This is a genomic window from Celerinatantimonas sediminis, from assembly GCF_046054195.1.
Lineage (GTDB): Bacteria > Pseudomonadota > Gammaproteobacteria > Enterobacterales > Celerinatantimonadaceae > Celerinatantimonas.
Genome location: NZ_JBEQCS010000001.1, coordinates 96,041 through 111,786, shown reverse-complemented (window position 1 = coordinate 111,786; position 15,746 = coordinate 96,041). Strand labels below are relative to the sequence as shown.

Below are 15,746 nucleotides of genomic sequence, written 5' to 3'. Positions count from 1 at the left end.
GTTATGCAACCTATTCGTGTTGGCGTCATTGGCTACGGAAATTCCGCCAAAACCTTCCATCTGCCATTTATTAACGCACTGCCCATGTTTGAACTCGTTGCGATTAGTTCAAGTCAGAGTGAAGCGCTCAAAGCGGATTATCCAAATGTCGCTCACTATCAAGATGCCATGACTCTCATCGAGCAAAGTGATGCTCAGCTGGTCATTATCACCGCGCCCAACCAAGCCCACTATCCACTGGCAAAAGCAGCTATCGAAAAGGGCCAGCATGTGCTTTTGGAAAAACCGTTTGTCATCGATATCAAACAAGGCGAAGCGCTTATCAATCAGGCCAAACAAGCGAATGTGAAGCTTTGCATATACCACAATCGGCGCTGGGATGGTGATTTTCTAACCGTCAAAAAGCTCCTCGAAGAGAACAAGCTCGGTAAACTTAAAGTATTTCAATCGCACTACGACCGTTTTCGCCCTGAGGTAAAAGTGCGCTGGCGTGAAGATGGTAAACCGGGCTCAGGCACTCTTTATGATCTCGGCTCTCATATCATCGACCAAGTGTTAGCGCTGTTTGGCCGCCCGCAGAAAGTCAGCGCAGACGTGCTCGCGATGCGTGAGCATTCACCTGCGGTTGATTATTTTCACCTAACTTTGCACTACGCCGACCACCTAGTCATTGTGCATTCCAGCTCGTTTAGCGCAGGCCCAGTATTGCGCTTTCGCTTAGAAGGCGAGCAAGGCAGTTATGTAAAATATGGCGTGGATCCTCAAGAAAACCAGCTTAAAGCGGGAATCGTCGATACCAGTTCAACACAGCAGCCGGGCGCAGAAGTTGGGATGCTCTACACCGAGCAAGGCGAAACCCAGATAGCAAACATTCAAGGTGGCTATCACCATTTTTATCGCCAATTAGCGCAAGCGCTGCTTTATAATGCACCGCTACCAATAAGCGCTGAGCAAGCGTTAGATACGATTCGAGTGATTCAATTAGCCGAACAAAGTCAAGCGCAGCAACAAACCTTAAGCTTTAGTGAATAAAATAATGTTTTTATCATCAAGCGCTTATAACAGGAACTATTTGATTGATATAAAGAAAGGAAGAACTAGCAGAATTGGTTAAAAAATGACTCCTAAAGGCATGATTATGGTATGATCATGCCTTGTTATTGATGATACAAATGGAAATGATTGATGAAGCAGTGGAGCAATCATCTAAGCCTGTGGACTTGGATGATTTTAGGGATGGGGCTCATTTGGGGTCTAATTCCGCATGCTCAAGCACAACTGCTTAGAATCAACCCACTACGCGCACAACAATCGCTAGATAGCCATGTCGAAATTCTAATCGATTCTAACTCAAAGCTCTCACTGAGTGATGTCATGGCACAACCTGAGCGCTTTAAACACTCCTCGGGGCGCGATTCTCTGCACATCGGTTATACCCAAGACACCGTATGGTTAAAGCTTTCGCTGCAAAGCTCGCAATCACTCGAGCGAGTATTGATGTTTCAATACCCATATATCGATCGCATTGACTTGTATGCGGTGGCCAATCATCATCTGATCGAACATCAATATAGTGGATTCGTAATTTCTCCAGATAAGCGAGCGATGACAGATATTCATCCCGCATTTTTATTAAAACTACCTGCTAATCAATCGATTACACTGTATTTAAAAGCCAAAGCCAATGGCAGCATGACCTTAGATGCGTCCATCTATACCGTTGATGAGTTTCATCGGGTCAGCAACCAGATGCTGCTCTTTCAGATTTTATTCATCGGCATGGCCTGCGCGCTGGCGCTTTATAACTTCTTTTTGGGCACCGTGTTACATCAACGGGTATTTCTGTTGTATTGCGGTTTTATCAGCTGCTTTGCCATTGCCACTATGACCGCAAATGGGGTCGCTGGCTTGTATGCTTGGCCGTTGATTGGCCCCGTGATTAACTATGCCGTTCCTTGTGGCTTCAGTATTGCCGTGGTGTGGGCGGTCATTTTTGCCCGCTATTTCTTAGCGCTTAAAACCAAAGCGCCTCGCGTTGATAGAGTCCACCAAGTGATGATCGTTATCACGGCTGTTATGGCTGGCGCAACATTGTTTTTACCCGTTCAAGTTGGGGTAAAAATCATGTCACTATTAGGCTGTAGCATGGGCGCATTTTTAGCGTTTTGCGGCTTAATCGGAGTTTATAATAAGGTTCCAGCCGCACGTTATTACCTGCTGGCTTGGACCTGCCTGCTCATCGGTTCAGCATTGGTTTCTGTGCGAAACACCGGACTGATTGCTTCAAACTTTATCAGCGTATACGGCATGGAAATTGGCTCAGCCATGGAGATGATCTTGTTATCATTTGCTCTGGCGGCACGCTTTAATGAGCTAAAACGGCAAAAGGATCTTGCGCAAAACAAATTACTAAAGACCTTAAAAACCCAGGAAAAACTGCTAGAAAAACGAGTCAGCGAGCGAACTTACGAGCTAAAACTAGCTAAAGAGTCGCTCGAATCGATGGCCAACCACGACCCGCTGACCCAAATTTTTAATCGCCTTGGTTTATCCTCTAATTACCAACGATTAAAACAATCACTCTCTCAAGAGACAACACTGGCGGTGTTCTTAATTGATTTAGATGGCTTTAAACCGATCAACGACCGATATGGCCACGCCGCTGGTGACATACTGCTCCAAACGGTCGCCAAACGCCTCAAATCAGTCTGTCGCCCGAGTGATATTGTCGCACGCTTAGGTGGCGATGAGTTTGTGATTCTCTGCTCACAAATTGATGCAAGAGACATTTTATTAGAATTTGCTAAGCGTCTGCTCCGCCAGCTCATTGCCCCGATTCATCTAGACTGTGATATCGAAACAAAAGTTGGTGCGAGTATCGGCATCTGCTTAAGCTCGTTTAAACGCCACTCTTTTGAACAACAGCTGCATTTAGCCGACCAAGCAATGTACTACATCAAAACTTGCCGCAATGCTGCAATTGAGCAAAAAGTTGCAATTGATGACCAGCTCACCCACAGCTTTGTCACGTTAGATCATTCACCAAGCACCGAAACCAAATTACTAACTGATTAACCTAACGAACTATTCCTTCCTAAACATCTGACAGATAAATAATTAATACACTAACTATAAATTCATGTTTATAAATAAAATTTAAAATAAAACACTCTGTTTTTATATGTAAAACTTATTTTTAGTGGATAAAAAATGATTAGAGGTGAAAACAATATTTGAATATGTTAATATTCTTTCCTAACCATTTAGTCATGTTTTAGGGTTTTGACATTATTGTTTTAAAAACAATGAGACATGATTTTTTGTTTTTAACTAAGAATTGCCACAAAAAGGAGCCATTCATGGCGACACTTTCATCGCCCGAAACAGACCAACCTCTTTGTAAGTTACCGAGTTTTTCTTTAGCGGTTACCCCCATCATTCTGACTCTAATGCTATTAGGATTGCAGATTTTCTACTTCGGTGATTTTACACCACATATCCCATTAGCATTGGGGTTAGCCATTACCTCATTGGTCGGCCTAAAACAGGGCTTAAAATGGAAAGATATAGAACAAGGGATGCTGCACGTTGTTTCACTGGCATTGCCATCAATTGCCGTATTGATCTGCGTCGGCATGATCATCGGGACTTGGATTGCCAGCGGGACGGTTCCAACCTTAATCTATTATGGGCTTACCCTGCTCTCTCCCCACATCTTTTTAGCTGCAGCAATGGTGCTCTGTTCTGTCGTGTCTCTGGCACTTGGAACATCTTGGGGCACCGTTGGAACGGTCGGCTTAGCACTGATGGGAATTGGCTCAGGGTTTGGCATTCCGATGTATTGGACCGCAGGGGCAGTTGTTTCTGGCGCCTTCTTTGGCGATAAAATGTCGCCTCTTTCGGACACCACCAACTTGTCCCCCGCAGTGACTGGCACCGATGTCTTCTCGCATATTAAAAATATGATCCCGACGACGCTGCCCGCGATGATCATTGCCTTTTTGATCTATCTGGTAGCGGGATTTGTCATGATCCATACCGGTCATAGCTCATTTGATAATATTGCCAGCGTCACTAACTCACTGGATAAGCATTTTAACTTATCGGTCTGGTTACTCCTGCCAGCTCTGATTGTTATTGTGTTGGCAGTTAAACGTATGCCGCCTATTCCGTCACTGTTTGCCGGTGTATTGGCAGGTGGTGCAACAGCCATGATTGCCCAAGGCGCTAGTTTGCATGATGTATTTTCTTTTGCCAGCAGCGGCTATAGCATCCATACCAATGTCGATGCGGTTAACAGCCTGCTCAACCGTGGTGGTATTCAGTCAATGATGTGGACCATTTCATTGATTCTCATCGCGTTAAGCTTTGGTGGTGCGCTGGAAAAAACTCGCTGCTTGGAAGCCATCATTAGCGCGATTGTTAATCGGGTGAGCAAATTTGCTCAGCTACAAACCGCTGCCGCTTGTGCCTCTATGGCGACCAACTTAGTCGCTGGCGACCCTTATCTATCCATTGCTCTTCCAGGTAGAATGTTTGCGCCGGCTTATCGCGGTATTAAATATTCAACCTTGAATCTGTCACGAGCTCTTGAAGAAGGCGGCACACTCATCTCGCCATTAGTGCCGTGGAACGCAGGGGGTGCGTTTGTTATCTCTGCATTGGGATTAGGAATTTCTCAGGGTAACTTTGAAAATCTTTTATACATCCCACTGGCATTTGCCTGCTGGCTATCACCATTGACTGGCATCTTGTTTGCGCACTTAGGAATTTTCTCTCCTAAAGCGACCCAAAAAGAGCGTCAAGAATGGCAAGATAAGAATGAGTTAGTCGCAGCCGTAGATGGCATTGAATAACACTTAAGCGCCTAGCTTGGCGCGAAGTTTAAGGGTGAATGAAAACGCTAAAAGAGCTCCACTTCGTTGGAGCTCTTTTTTATTAACTAAAGAAGTTTTAACAGCGCGTTAGCGCATTCAACCGAAGAACTTGGGTTTTGCCCGGTCACCAATAAACCATCGGTGAGCACAAAGCTGCTCCAATCCTCACCTTTTGCATAATGACCACCATTGGCTTTGAGCATATCTTCGACCAAAAATGGCACAACCTCAGTCAGCCCAACGGCGGCTTCTTCACTATTACTAAAACCGGTGACATTTTTTCCTTTGACCAATGGGCTGCCATCTTGGTTTTTAACATGGCGTAAAACCCCCGGCGCATGACAAACAGCCGCAACGGGGCGATGACTCGACAAAGTCTGTTCAATCAGCTTAATTGAATCGGTATTTTCAGCCAAATCCCACAGTGGCCCATGACCACCCGGATAAAAGATAGCGTCAAACTCAGCGCCATTGACATCAGCCAAAGCTAAAGTATTGGCAAGCGCTTGCTGCGCTTTCGTATCGGCTTTAAAACGGTGAGTAAACTCAGTTTGTGATTGCGGGTCATCACTTTTGGGATCAAGTGGCGGCTGACCACCAGCGATAGATGCAAGCGTTAGCTCAACGCCTGCATCTAAAAATGTGTAATACGGTGCGGCAAACTCTTCTAACCAGAAACCTGTTTTGTGTCCGGTGTTACCTAGCTTGTCGTGGGAGGTTAAAACCATCAAAATTTTCATCGCTCACTCCTTTTTCAAGACTGAGTTAATAAACTGTCGGCCCAAATAGACAGACCATGAGCAGACAGTTTAGTAAAAACTAGACCAATCGTCTAGAATCGATACGTCACCGCAAATGACTTAGCTGTGCTGTTTAACGTGATAACCAAAACAGCTAACCAACCAACGCAAAATGCCATAGACAGTAGCACTGACCACTAATGTTGGCAACGTAGCACCAATATCAGGGTAGTAGCTAGTCATCATGTGATAAGTCACCACCCCTAAAAGCCAGGCAACCAGCGCCGAGCAGACCTGAAACTTACCAGGAGTACGAAGCTGTTTTGATGAAAAATGATCGACCATTAACAGTGCAAATAGCGGTGTGAAGACCGAACCAATCCACAACAAGAAATCTAAATAAGCATCGGTTGGCACGCACCAAGCCACAACGGTAGAAACAACACCGAAGAACATTGCCAGATAAGAGATAGGCCAGCGCACCACTAAGCTTGCCGATACGGCAGATGAGTGAATCGGCGCAAACGCATTTTCAGTTTCATCAAACAGCACCATCAGCAGTGGAATACCACTAAAGGCCACACCTAAAGACAGCATCAACTGCGTGCTCGATGAGCCAGCGGGTAATACCACCTGATAAGCCGCCCCCAATGTCATGATCCAGACGGTGCCAATCAGGTAACCAAACGCTGTGCCGTTGAAAGTATGCCCTGAGCTTTTACCAAAACGGCTATAATCCCCCACCAGCGGTAACCAGCTCACCGCCATTGAAATAACAATATCCAACCCGAGCGCTTGTGGCATTGAGCCATCACCCGCTTGCTGCCAGAACTGGTTAAGCGAGTAATGAGCGAACCAGTAATAAGTGAGCCCCGCGCAGCCTGCAACAACAATCCAAATGCCGACTCGACGCAAAAACACGCGAACCCAAGTCAGTGGTCCCTGAATCGCCTGCCAAGTTGCTAAAGCACCAAACAAGAGCGTCCAAACCAGAGGAATTGTCAGCCACGTGGCACCCGGCCACCACTGTTCAATCAACTGGGTGACAGCATTGCGCATCAATACAATTTCAAAAGCGCCCCAACCGATGAGCTGAATAAAGTTCATGCACGCAGGAACGTACGCGCCTTTAAAACCAAGCGTCTGCTGCATCAGCGCCATTGACGAAAGTCCATGACGTTGGCTAAACCAACCGACGGTCGCAATTAAAGCCGCGCCAATAACGGAGCCGACTAAGATCATCATAAATGACTGCGCAAGCCCCAAACCCGGCCCTAACAAGGCTCCAGTTTGAAGCACCGCCAAACCGATGCCTAAAGAGGTCCACAACGCAAAGAAATCACCAAAAGCCCAGCTTTGGCGCTCACTTGAAACCGGCTTGCTGGCCGTATATTTTTCAGTAGGTTGCATAAATTAACGTATCTTTTTAAATCGAAAGAGTTGGGGGGGATTCAGCATGACATCTTGCGCGGCAATCAACTGCAATTCGCGCTCGCCAGACTGCGCGGTTTGTTTTAGCAATGCATAAACAGAAGCGGCGACAAACTGCAAAGCTTGCTCGGGAGCAGCACCTTTAAGTAGCTGCGCGAGAAACAAAGCACTGGTCGCATCACCGGCGCCGCTTAACACTTCTTTAAAATCAAGTTTGGGAGTGATCACCAGATAACTGCCTTCTTCATTATCTAGTAGCATCCCAATTTCATCTTCAGCCAGTTCGCTCACATCAAGCGAGGTGAGCAGCACCTGTTTAGGGCCATTTTTACGCACAATTTGCGCCGCTTTAATCGCATCATTGAGCGAGCCAATATGATGATCGGCAAGAAAGCTCAGCTCAAACTGATTCGGGGTAATCATATCGGCATGCACAATCGCCTTATCACGGATCCACTCAGGCAGACCATCCTGAACATAAAATCCACGCCCGACATCGCCCATCACCGGGTCGCAGCAATACAAAGCATTGGGCTGATAAGAGCGAATTCGAGCCAGCGCATCTAACACAACCTCACCGGTATGCTGATCACCTAAATAACCAGTCAGCAGTGCACTCATATTTTTAAGCGCACCACATTGTTCCACCCCATCAAGGACTGTGCGCAAATGCGAGGGAGGAAACACATCACCTTTAAACTGTTCGTAACCGGTATGGTTAGAAAACTGAACGGTATGGATGGCGGTAACTTCAAAGCCCTGGCGTTGCAAGGGGAACACAGCAGCACAATTTCCCACATGACCAAAGGCAACGTGGCTTTGTATAGAGAGCAGATGATAAGGCATAAAATTCGACGATTACTTCAACATATGAAGCATTATGCTACGAGTTGATTGCTCACGAAAACCCCATTTCTAATAAAAATAAAATATAAAAAATAAACAATCTGCCTAACAAGCCATCGAACACACAACATTTGTGTACTTTTGTGTATTTTTGTACTTTGTTGTATTTGCCTACAAAGCCGTCATTATAAACATAATCGCTAAGTTAAAAAGCCATCTTCAGGGGGTAACCATGGCCACGCGCTCTACTATTATGGATACGAACAGTTTTCGTGCTGAACATGCAGCAGGACTGGACAGCCACACTCGCGAATTAACCGACAAACGCTCAAAAGTTCTCGGGGAGTCTTACCGGTTGTTCTATCGCAAACCTGTTCATCTGGTCAAAGGTAAAGGCCAGTATTTGTGGGATGCAGCAGGTGAAAAATATCTGGATGTGTACAACAACGTGGCCAGTATCGGTCACTGCCATCCGGCGGTCATTGAAGCTGTGCACGAACAGATGTGTCAGCTCAATACCCACACCCGTTATCTGCACGAACGGATCCTGGATTACTCTGAAGATATTCTTACCACCATGCCAAGCGAGATTGATCGCGCCATGTACATGTGTACTGGCTCTGAAGCAAACGATCTAGCCATGCGCGTGGCTCGCTCCTTTAGCGGTGGCACCGGTATTATTGTCACCCAAGAAGCCTATCATGGTACCAGTGCGCTAACCTCTGGCGCATCACCCGCCCTTGGTACAGGCCAAGCCTTAGATGCAACGACTCGCTTGCTTCCATCGCCGGATCACTATCGGCTCAGTGACGTTGATTTAGGCCACTGGTTTGCTCAGCAGATGCAGGCACAGATTGATGATATGACAGCTCACGGCATTAAATTTGCGGGCTTTTTAGCGGACTCTATCTTTTCTTCTGATGGGGTTTTACCCGGGACCGCAGGATTTATGCAAGAAGCTATCGATGTCGTGCATAAAAACGGTGGGATTTTCATTGCCGATGAAGTTCAGCCAGGCTTTGCCCGCACCGGCGAAGCGTTCTGGGGATTTGCTCGCCACAGCTTAGTGCCGGATGTTGTCACCGTCGGCAAGCCAATGGGCAATGGGATCCCTGTTTCTGGGCTGTTTGCGAAAAGCGACGTGTTAGCCTCATTTAGCGACAGCATCCCTTATTTTAATACCTTTGGTGGTAACCCTGTGGCGATGGCTGCAGCTCAAGCCGTGCTTAAAGTGATTCGCGATGAACACTTGCAAGAACACAGCCTCACCGTTGGCCGCAAACTATTAGCAGAGCTTAAAACATTGATGGACAAACATGAATGTGTCGGCGATGTTCGTGGTGCTGGATTATTTATCGGTTTTGAACTGGTTAAAGATAGAACCAGCAAAGAAGCGGACCAGCAACTGGCGCTGAATGTCATTGAACGGTTACGCGAAAAACACGTTTTAACCTCCGTTGCTGGCCCTTATGGCAACGTTCTAAAACTGCGTCCACCGCTGGCATTCCAAGAACACGATATTGACTGGTTAGTTGGCGCGCTAGATGAATCACTTAGCGAATTAAAAGCTTAAGAATCCAATTGAAATAGATTAGGGAGCTGATGCTCCCTTTTTTAATAAGCTCATTTATTAAACATCGCTCGCCTGATAGCTCGATTGCCAGTTCGCAGATAAATCTCTCAGTGATTATATTGCTTGTAACACCTTAGGCTAGCAGCTGCAAAAGCCATCGGTATAACTCACGCTATCTTTGGCAGTGGCTTAGCAAAGATAAAAAAACCGCCGCTAGTGCGGCGGTAACACTTAATCAATATGACTTTATTTGCCTGCTAACATCGCATCTTCGGGTGCATGCTGACGCTGAGCACCGGTGAGGCGAAAATAAACATAACCGACAATTAAAATTCCCACAAAAATCCCAGCCAGTACGAGGTTAAACCAGATCATCGCAATGAGCGCTAAAACCGAGATAACCAACGCAATTGCAGGGACCAGCGGATAACCTGGCGCATGGAAGCTACGTGGCAAATCAGGTTCAGTGCGGCGCAGTTTAAACAAACTCAACATGCTCATGATGTACATCACAATCGCACCAAAAACGGCCATAGTAATCATCGCAGCGGTTAAACTCATCCCCTCTAAGTTCACGAAACTATCACTGAAGATGGCGATGATGCCAATAATACCGCCGGTGATAATGGCGCGATGAGGCGTTTTAAAAGCCGATAACTTAGCTAAACTTTCAGGCAAGTAACCGGCACGAGCCAGTGCAAAAAATTGCCGAGAGTAACCAAGAATAATCCCGTGGAAACTCGCAATTAAGCCAAACAGACCAATCCACACCAGCATATGCATCCAGCCAGAGTTGGCACCCACCACGATTTTCATGGCTTGCGGCAATGGATCGTTAATTCCTGAAAGCTCCTGCCAATTACCAGCACCACCGGCTAACATCATCACCCCAATTGCTAACACAACTAAGGTCAGGATGCCGGAAATATATGCTTTAGGAATCGTGCGTTTGGGATCTTTGGCTTCTTCAGCAGCCATAGCCGCCCCTTCAATGGCAAGGAAAAACCAGATAGCAAATGGAATGGCCGCAAAAATACCCGCAATAGCATGAGAGCTAAACTGGTTACTACCAGCCCAACCATTGATGACAAAATGGCTAAAACTAAAGCCCGGTGCGACAACGCCCATAAAGACCAGTAACTCGATAACGGCTAATATGGTGACTAATAGCTCAAAGGTTGCAGCCAGTTTCACCCCGAGAATATTCAGCCCCATAAACACAATGTAAGCGCCAACAGCGGCATAACGCGGGTCTAAATGTGGGAACTGCACATTTAAATACGCCCCAATTGCCATCGCAATCGCAGGTGGAGCAAAAACAAATTCAATTAATGTCGCCATCCCTGCAATCAAACCACCGGTTTCACCAAAGGCACGACGGCTATAAGCAAAAGGCCCACCCGCATGTGGAATTGCAGTTGTTAGTTCAGTAAAACTAAAAATAAAGCAGGTATACATCACGGCAATCAGGGCTGTAGTTATCAAAAAGCCCAATGTACCTGCTACCCCCCAGCCATAACTCCAGCCAAAATACTCACCCGAAATAACCAGCCCCACTGCAATTCCCCACAGATGCAGCGTGCTCAATGTCGGTTTAAGTTTTTCCGTCATACGAAATCTCCAATGATCGACCGAAACGGTTCAAACAGCAAAATATCGACGCTTTTTTGAACGACCCTTTGATAATCGATGATTCAACAAAAGAAAACTTGACCAAATCCGACTCAGTTTGCCACCTAAAGTCAACTTTCCAATTAAGTTGACACTACAGTGCAACAGCGAGTGCTTGGTGCAACATTAGGTCAAGCACAAAGAGCAAGAAAATTAGAAGCTTTAACTATCGACGAATAGATGGAGTTTTCCGATGTCAACGCAGCAATACGATACCTTAACCGACCAGCAGGTTCTGGCTCTGGCTTCGACGCTATTAGAGCGCTATGACAATTCTTACCAAGGCGATATCAGTTTATTGTGCCGCTCAGAAAATGCGACCTTAAAAATCACCACCACCAATAACCGCTATGCACTGCGCATCCATCGACCCGATTATCACAGCTTTAATGCCATCAACAGCGAGCTTTTATGGCTGGATGCACTGCGTGAAAACGGCATCGAAGTTCCTATTGCAATAGCCAATAAAGAAGGCGAGCGCGTTCAAACGTTAACCTTAGATAGTGGAGAACAACGCTATGCAGTGATGTTCGGCTGGATTGAAGGTGATATGCCAACCACCGAGGTTGACCCCAAAGCTTTTTTTGGCCTTGGCGCTATCACAGCCAAATTGCATCAACATGCCAAAAGCTGGCAACGCCCAGCAAGCTTTGAGCGAATTATCTGGAATCATCAGACCATGGTGACCGATGATGCCCATTGGGGACGTTGGCAAGACGCGCCGCATCTAAATCCCAGCGATCATGCACTCATTCACCAGGCACTGACAAAAGTTGCGCAGCAGATGGCCGCTTATGGCATGAGTGATGACCGATATGGGTTAATTCATGCAGATCTTCGCCTAACCAACATTCTGTTATTTAACGGCCAAACCCGGGTGATTGACTTTGATGACTGTGGCATGGGCTGGTACATGCATGATTTAGCCGCAGCGATTAGCTTTAACGAACATTTGGCGAATGCCCCCCTGTGGGTGGACCAATGGCTCAATGGCTATGAAACCCAAGCACACTGCAGCGACAGTGATTTAGCAATTCTTCCAGCGATGATCATTCAGCGGCGAATTCAGATGCTCGCCTGGACGGGAACCCATGCTCAAACAGAGATGACGTTAAGTCTTGGCGATCAATGGGCCAATGAATCGGTGCGCTTATGCCGGCGTTATTTAGAAACTGACGGACTGCCGATTGGTCAATAATATGCACAAACTTTGCTCAACAGCGCAAAAACGGTGCGTAAAACCTCGAATTGGTTATCGATAAATATAGTTAACTTATTGAAATATCATCTATAAGACATTGGTTTAAAAATTGCTTTATAAAACCTTATGTCCACTATCGCATAAGGTTTTATGATGACTGACCAAATGTTGATTACCCGCCCGCTGATTGGCGATGCGCTGCGTGAAAATGTTTGTGTAAACCAAGGGGTGCTGGCCGCTGCCGCTAGTGGCTTAGATCAGTTCATCGGCCAATATGGTGCGGATGTGGACCGAATTTTAGGCCGCAGTGGCATTAACCCAGAAATTCTTAACTCGCCAACTCAATCACTGCAATTGGTGAACTATTGCCAAGTGCTTGAAGAAGCAGCCAAAGAGAGCCAGTTTGATAACTTTGGCCTCTATTATGGCCGTCAATTTCAACCCCAATCGTTAGGACTCATCGGTTACATTGGTTTATGTTCTGCTAACTTAGCTCAGGCGTTAACCAATGTCGCTTATGCCTTTCACTGGCACCAACACGACACCTTTGTGCAATTTGTAGAACAGGGCGAATGCTATCGCTTTGATTATCAGGTTCGCCACGGCGCTATTGTTTGCCGCCGCCAAGATGCCGAGCTAACCATGGGGATGATATTTAATCTGATTCGACAGTCTGCGGGTAAAAACTGGGCACCGCGCGAAGTTCACTTTGAGCATCCGCGTCCAGAACAATGGCATGAACACTGTAAAGTCTTTGATGCGCCGGTTTATTTTGAACAGCCGTTTAATTCGTTGTTGATCCCCAAAAGCGATCTTAACCGCGCCATGCCGGGGCATGACCCTATTCTACTGGGCGTTATGCTGGATGCGCTGAAACGGTTAAATATGCAGCCGCCGGGACAGGATGTCATCAACCAAACCCGCGCCCAAATTCAAAGTGCACTGCTCGATGGCGAACCCGATTTAGAAACCATCGCAGAACAATTAAATTTATCTCTCTGGTCACTACAGCGGCGCTTACGCCAAGAAAATTTAAGCTTTAGTGGCTTAGTTGACTTGGTTCGCCAAGAAGTGGCAACCCATTATTTAAGTCAAAAACAAATTCCAATTTCACAGATGGGCATGCTACTTGGTTACTCAGAAACGAGCGCATTCTCGCGCGCCTTTCGTCGTTGGTTTGGCATGAGTCCACGCCAATACCGACAAAACCAAAGCCAAGCGCATTAACAGCCAACAAATGGATGCACTCGAGACTGATTTATGCTCTGATAACGCCAGCAATTAGTGACCATGATGAAATATGCTGCAACAAACTCGACTGTTAAAAATTCAGGCACTGCTTGGCCAGTATCGTCAGCTTAACAACGAGCAACTGATGGACGCGCTGAATGTTTCCCGTGAAACAATTCGTCGCGATATTATCAAGCTCACCACGCAAGGGCTGGCCGCCCGTGTTCATGGTGGGATTGTCGCCCTCGATGCCCCAGCGGAGCCGCCGCTAATTATTCGCCAAGGCGCTCGCACCCAAGAGAAAATTCACATTGCTAAACAATGTGCCCAACTCATCGCACCAGAGCAAACTATCTTTATCGATGCTGGCAGTACCACCTCTCATTTGGCAGAACAGCTTAAAGCCTCGATGAATCTGACGATTATCACCAACAGTTTACAGGTGGCACTAACGCTCAACCACGGTCAAAATCCGACCCAAAATGAGGTGATTTTGCTCGGTGGCAACATGTTCTCAGGCGCCAATGAAACCCGTGGAGAGGAAACCATCAATGCTATCTATCGCTATCATGCGGATGTGGCAATTGTTTCGCCAGTGGGTATTAGCAGCGGTGGAATCAGCAGTTATTATCAATGGGAAAGCGCCATTGCTCAGGCCATGTTCGCCCAATCCAAACACCATATTGTGCTGGCCGATCATAGTAAAGTTGGCAAAGTGAGCCGTTTCATTTACGCACCATTGGCCAAAGTCGATAAATTAGTCACCAATAAAAGTGCCAGCAATGCGGTTCTTTTAGAGAAAATCGCGCAACAGGGGGTTGATGTTTACTCAGCTTAAAGCCTGAGAAACCTGATTTTATCACAGGCGGAGGTAGCTAAATCAAAGCAGAGTAGATTAACCGTTTTATCACCACCAGCGCTGTGCTAGACTTCGCGGCGCTTTTTTAATCACCACGGAAAACGTTATGCCACTGCTGCATTTTGGATTGGCTCTGGTTGTTATTTTCGCGCTAGCTATTGCAGTTAGCTTCGAACGCAGCCAAATTCGCCCTCGTTATATTATTCAGCTACTTGTTATTGAGATAGCACTTGCCTGGGGAATGCTCCATTCCCAAAGCGGTATTGCCGTCGTTCATGCCATTGCTGAACTATTTGATAAATTAATGGTTTTTGCCGGAACAGGCACCGACTTTGTGTTTAATGGAATGCGTCCCAAAGGGATGGCATATGTCTTTTTAAATGTGCTTTGTCCAATCATCTTTATCTCAGCACTTATCGGTATTTTGCAGCATTTTCGTATTCTGCCGTGGCTGATTCGAATCATTGGAACCATCCTTTCGAAAGTAAACGGCATGGGTAAGCTTGAATCGTTTAATGCCATTAGCTCACTCACTTTAGGCCAGTCAGAAAACTTCATCGCCTATAAAACCGTTCTTGCCCAGCAATCACCACGGCGCATGTACACCATGGCAGCAACGGCGATGTCGACGGTTTCAATGTCGATTCTGGGTGCCTATATGAAGATGATTGAACCCCGTTACGTGGTGGTTGCCATCATCTTAAATGTGTTCTCAACTTTTATTATTTTATCGCTGATTAACCCCTACCACCCAGGGGCTGAACCAGAAGTAAAGCTTGAACAGCTCCATGAAAAACAGAGCTTCTTTGAGATGCTGGGAGAATACATTCTAGCGGGCTTTAAAGTTGCGATGATTGTCGCTGCGATGCTGATAGGCTTTATTGCGCTAATCGCGCTGCTCAATGCGATTTTCTCGGCAATCTTTGGTTTGTCATTCCAGCAGTTACTGGGCTATATCTTCTATCCACTGGCTTGGATTATCGGTATTCCATCAGCCGATGCACTGCAAGCAGGCTCTATTATGGCGACAAAATTGATTGCCAATGAGTTTGTTGCGATGCAAACGCTACAAAAAATCGCGATGAATTTCACCCCAAGAGGCTTAGGAATTTTGTCGGTCTTTTTAGTCTCATTTGCCAACTTTGCCTCTATTGGCATTGTTGCTGGCGCAATTAAAGCCGTCAGCGAAAAACAAGGCAATGTGGTTTCTCGATTTGGTTTTCGCCTCGTTTATGGCGCAACGTTGGTAAGCTTATTATCAGCCGCTGTGGTTGGGGCCGTGCTCTAAGCTATCTTACGAGATTAACTTGCACAGATA

Annotated in this window: 12 protein-coding genes; 8 read left to right on the top strand and 4 right to left on the bottom strand. The window is 46.3% G+C overall.

Features of this window, described 5'->3' with window-relative positions:
- Nucleotides 1-3 precede the first annotated feature (3 nt).
- The 3 genes from ABTQ23_RS00545 (at nucleotide 4) to nhaC (ending at nucleotide 4,856) form a co-directional block, all read left to right on the top strand.
- Nucleotides 4-1,032: an oxidoreductase gene (locus ABTQ23_RS00545; protein ID WP_408613665.1), complete on the top strand. Its 1,029-nt coding sequence runs from the start codon at nucleotides 4-6 to the stop codon at nucleotides 1,030-1,032.
- A 153-nt stretch (nucleotides 1,033-1,185) separates the two neighbouring features.
- The gene (locus tag ABTQ23_RS00540) at nucleotides 1,186-3,075 is read left to right on the top strand and encodes a diguanylate cyclase domain-containing protein (RefSeq protein ID WP_408613664.1); all 1,890 of its coding nucleotides are present in this window, start codon (nucleotides 1,186-1,188) and stop codon (nucleotides 3,073-3,075) included.
- 284 nt (nucleotides 3,076-3,359) lie between these two features.
- Nucleotides 3,360-4,856: a Na+/H+ antiporter NhaC gene (gene nhaC, locus ABTQ23_RS00535; protein WP_408613663.1), complete on the top strand. Its 1,497-nt coding sequence runs from the start codon at nucleotides 3,360-3,362 to the stop codon at nucleotides 4,854-4,856.
- Nucleotides 4,857-4,942: 86 nt separating this feature from the next.
- Here the strand turns inward: nhaC and ABTQ23_RS00530 are convergent, their stop codons facing one another.
- From ABTQ23_RS00530 to pdxY, 3 genes are all read right to left on the bottom strand, one after another.
- Nucleotides 4,943-5,617 (bottom strand): type 1 glutamine amidotransferase domain-containing protein, encoded by a 675-nt coding sequence (locus tag ABTQ23_RS00530; RefSeq protein WP_408613662.1) that lies wholly within the window; start codon nucleotides 5,615-5,617, stop codon nucleotides 4,943-4,945.
- Between the two features lie 120 nt (nucleotides 5,618-5,737).
- Nucleotides 5,738-7,027, bottom strand: coding sequence for a cytosine permease (locus tag ABTQ23_RS00525; RefSeq protein WP_408613661.1), 1,290 nt, complete (start codon nucleotides 7,025-7,027; stop codon nucleotides 5,738-5,740).
- A gap of 3 nt (nucleotides 7,028-7,030) precedes the next feature.
- Complete coding sequence (pdxY, locus tag ABTQ23_RS00520) at nucleotides 7,031-7,894, bottom strand: pyridoxal kinase PdxY (protein WP_408613660.1); 864 nt, start codon at nucleotides 7,892-7,894, stop codon at nucleotides 7,031-7,033.
- 232 nt (nucleotides 7,895-8,126) lie between these two features.
- On the opposite strand from pdxY, the gene ABTQ23_RS00515 reads away from it, so the two are divergent.
- Nucleotides 8,127-9,467, top strand: a complete 1,341-nt coding sequence (locus tag ABTQ23_RS00515) for an aspartate aminotransferase family protein (protein WP_408613659.1) — start codon at nucleotides 8,127-8,129, stop codon at nucleotides 9,465-9,467.
- Nucleotides 9,468-9,713: 246 nt separating this feature from the next.
- Here the strand turns inward: ABTQ23_RS00515 and eat are convergent, their stop codons facing one another.
- A complete protein-coding gene (gene eat / locus ABTQ23_RS00510; protein ID WP_408613658.1) occupies nucleotides 9,714-11,078 on the bottom strand; it encodes an ethanolamine permease in 1,365 nt (454 codons plus the stop codon).
- Nucleotides 11,079-11,331: 253 nt separating this feature from the next.
- Here eat and ABTQ23_RS00505 point away from each other — a divergent pair, with 253 nt between their 5' ends.
- The 4 genes from ABTQ23_RS00505 to ABTQ23_RS00490 all read left to right on the top strand — a co-directional run bounded on the left by ABTQ23_RS00505 (nucleotide 11,332) and on the right by ABTQ23_RS00490 (nucleotide 15,716).
- Nucleotides 11,332-12,336, top strand: coding sequence for a phosphotransferase enzyme family protein (locus tag ABTQ23_RS00505; RefSeq protein ID WP_408613657.1), 1,005 nt, complete (start codon nucleotides 11,332-11,334; stop codon nucleotides 12,334-12,336).
- A 168-nt stretch (nucleotides 12,337-12,504) separates the two neighbouring features.
- Nucleotides 12,505-13,566: an AraC-like transcriptional regulator QhpR gene (qhpR, locus tag ABTQ23_RS00500; protein ID WP_408614042.1), complete on the top strand. Its 1,062-nt coding sequence runs from the start codon at nucleotides 12,505-12,507 to the stop codon at nucleotides 13,564-13,566.
- Nucleotides 13,567-13,639: 73 nt separating this feature from the next.
- On the top strand, nucleotides 13,640-14,407 hold the full coding sequence (locus tag ABTQ23_RS00495; protein ID WP_408613656.1) for a DeoR/GlpR family DNA-binding transcription regulator: 768 nt from the start codon (nucleotides 13,640-13,642) through the stop codon (nucleotides 14,405-14,407).
- Nucleotides 14,408-14,534: 127 nt separating this feature from the next.
- Nucleotides 14,535-15,716 carry a NupC/NupG family nucleoside CNT transporter gene (locus tag ABTQ23_RS00490; RefSeq protein WP_408613655.1) on the top strand — a complete coding sequence of 394 codons (1,182 nt, stop codon included), beginning with the start codon at nucleotides 14,535-14,537 and terminating at the stop codon, nucleotides 15,714-15,716.
- The last annotated feature ends 30 nt before the right edge of the window (nucleotides 15,717-15,746 follow it).

Excerpts from the sequence above, each read along its gene's own strand:
- ABTQ23_RS00545 (WP_408613665.1), top strand. The coding sequence starts at position 4 with ATGCAACCTATTCGTGTTGGCGTCATTGGCTACGGAAATTCCGCCAAA.
- ABTQ23_RS00540 (WP_408613664.1), top strand. The coding sequence starts at position 1,186 with ATGAAGCAGTGGAGCAATCATCTAAGCCTGTGGACTTGGATGATTTTA.
- nhaC (WP_408613663.1), top strand. The coding sequence starts at position 3,360 with ATGGCGACACTTTCATCGCCCGAAACAGACCAACCTCTTTGTAAGTTA.
- ABTQ23_RS00530 (WP_408613662.1), bottom strand. The coding sequence starts at position 5,617 with ATGAAAATTTTGATGGTTTTAACCTCCCACGACAAGCTAGGTAACACC.
- ABTQ23_RS00525 (WP_408613661.1), bottom strand. The coding sequence starts at position 7,027 with ATGCAACCTACTGAAAAATATACGGCCAGCAAGCCGGTTTCAAGTGAG.
- pdxY (WP_408613660.1), bottom strand. The coding sequence starts at position 7,894 with ATGCCTTATCATCTGCTCTCTATACAAAGCCACGTTGCCTTTGGTCAT.
- ABTQ23_RS00515 (WP_408613659.1), top strand. The coding sequence starts at position 8,127 with ATGGCCACGCGCTCTACTATTATGGATACGAACAGTTTTCGTGCTGAA.
- eat (WP_408613658.1), bottom strand. The coding sequence starts at position 11,078 with ATGACGGAAAAACTTAAACCGACATTGAGCACGCTGCATCTGTGGGGA.
- ABTQ23_RS00505 (WP_408613657.1), top strand. The coding sequence starts at position 11,332 with ATGTCAACGCAGCAATACGATACCTTAACCGACCAGCAGGTTCTGGCT.
- qhpR (WP_408614042.1), top strand. The coding sequence starts at position 12,505 with ATGTTGATTACCCGCCCGCTGATTGGCGATGCGCTGCGTGAAAATGTT.
- ABTQ23_RS00495 (WP_408613656.1), top strand. The coding sequence starts at position 13,640 with ATGCTGCAACAAACTCGACTGTTAAAAATTCAGGCACTGCTTGGCCAG.
- ABTQ23_RS00490 (WP_408613655.1), top strand. The coding sequence starts at position 14,535 with ATGCCACTGCTGCATTTTGGATTGGCTCTGGTTGTTATTTTCGCGCTA.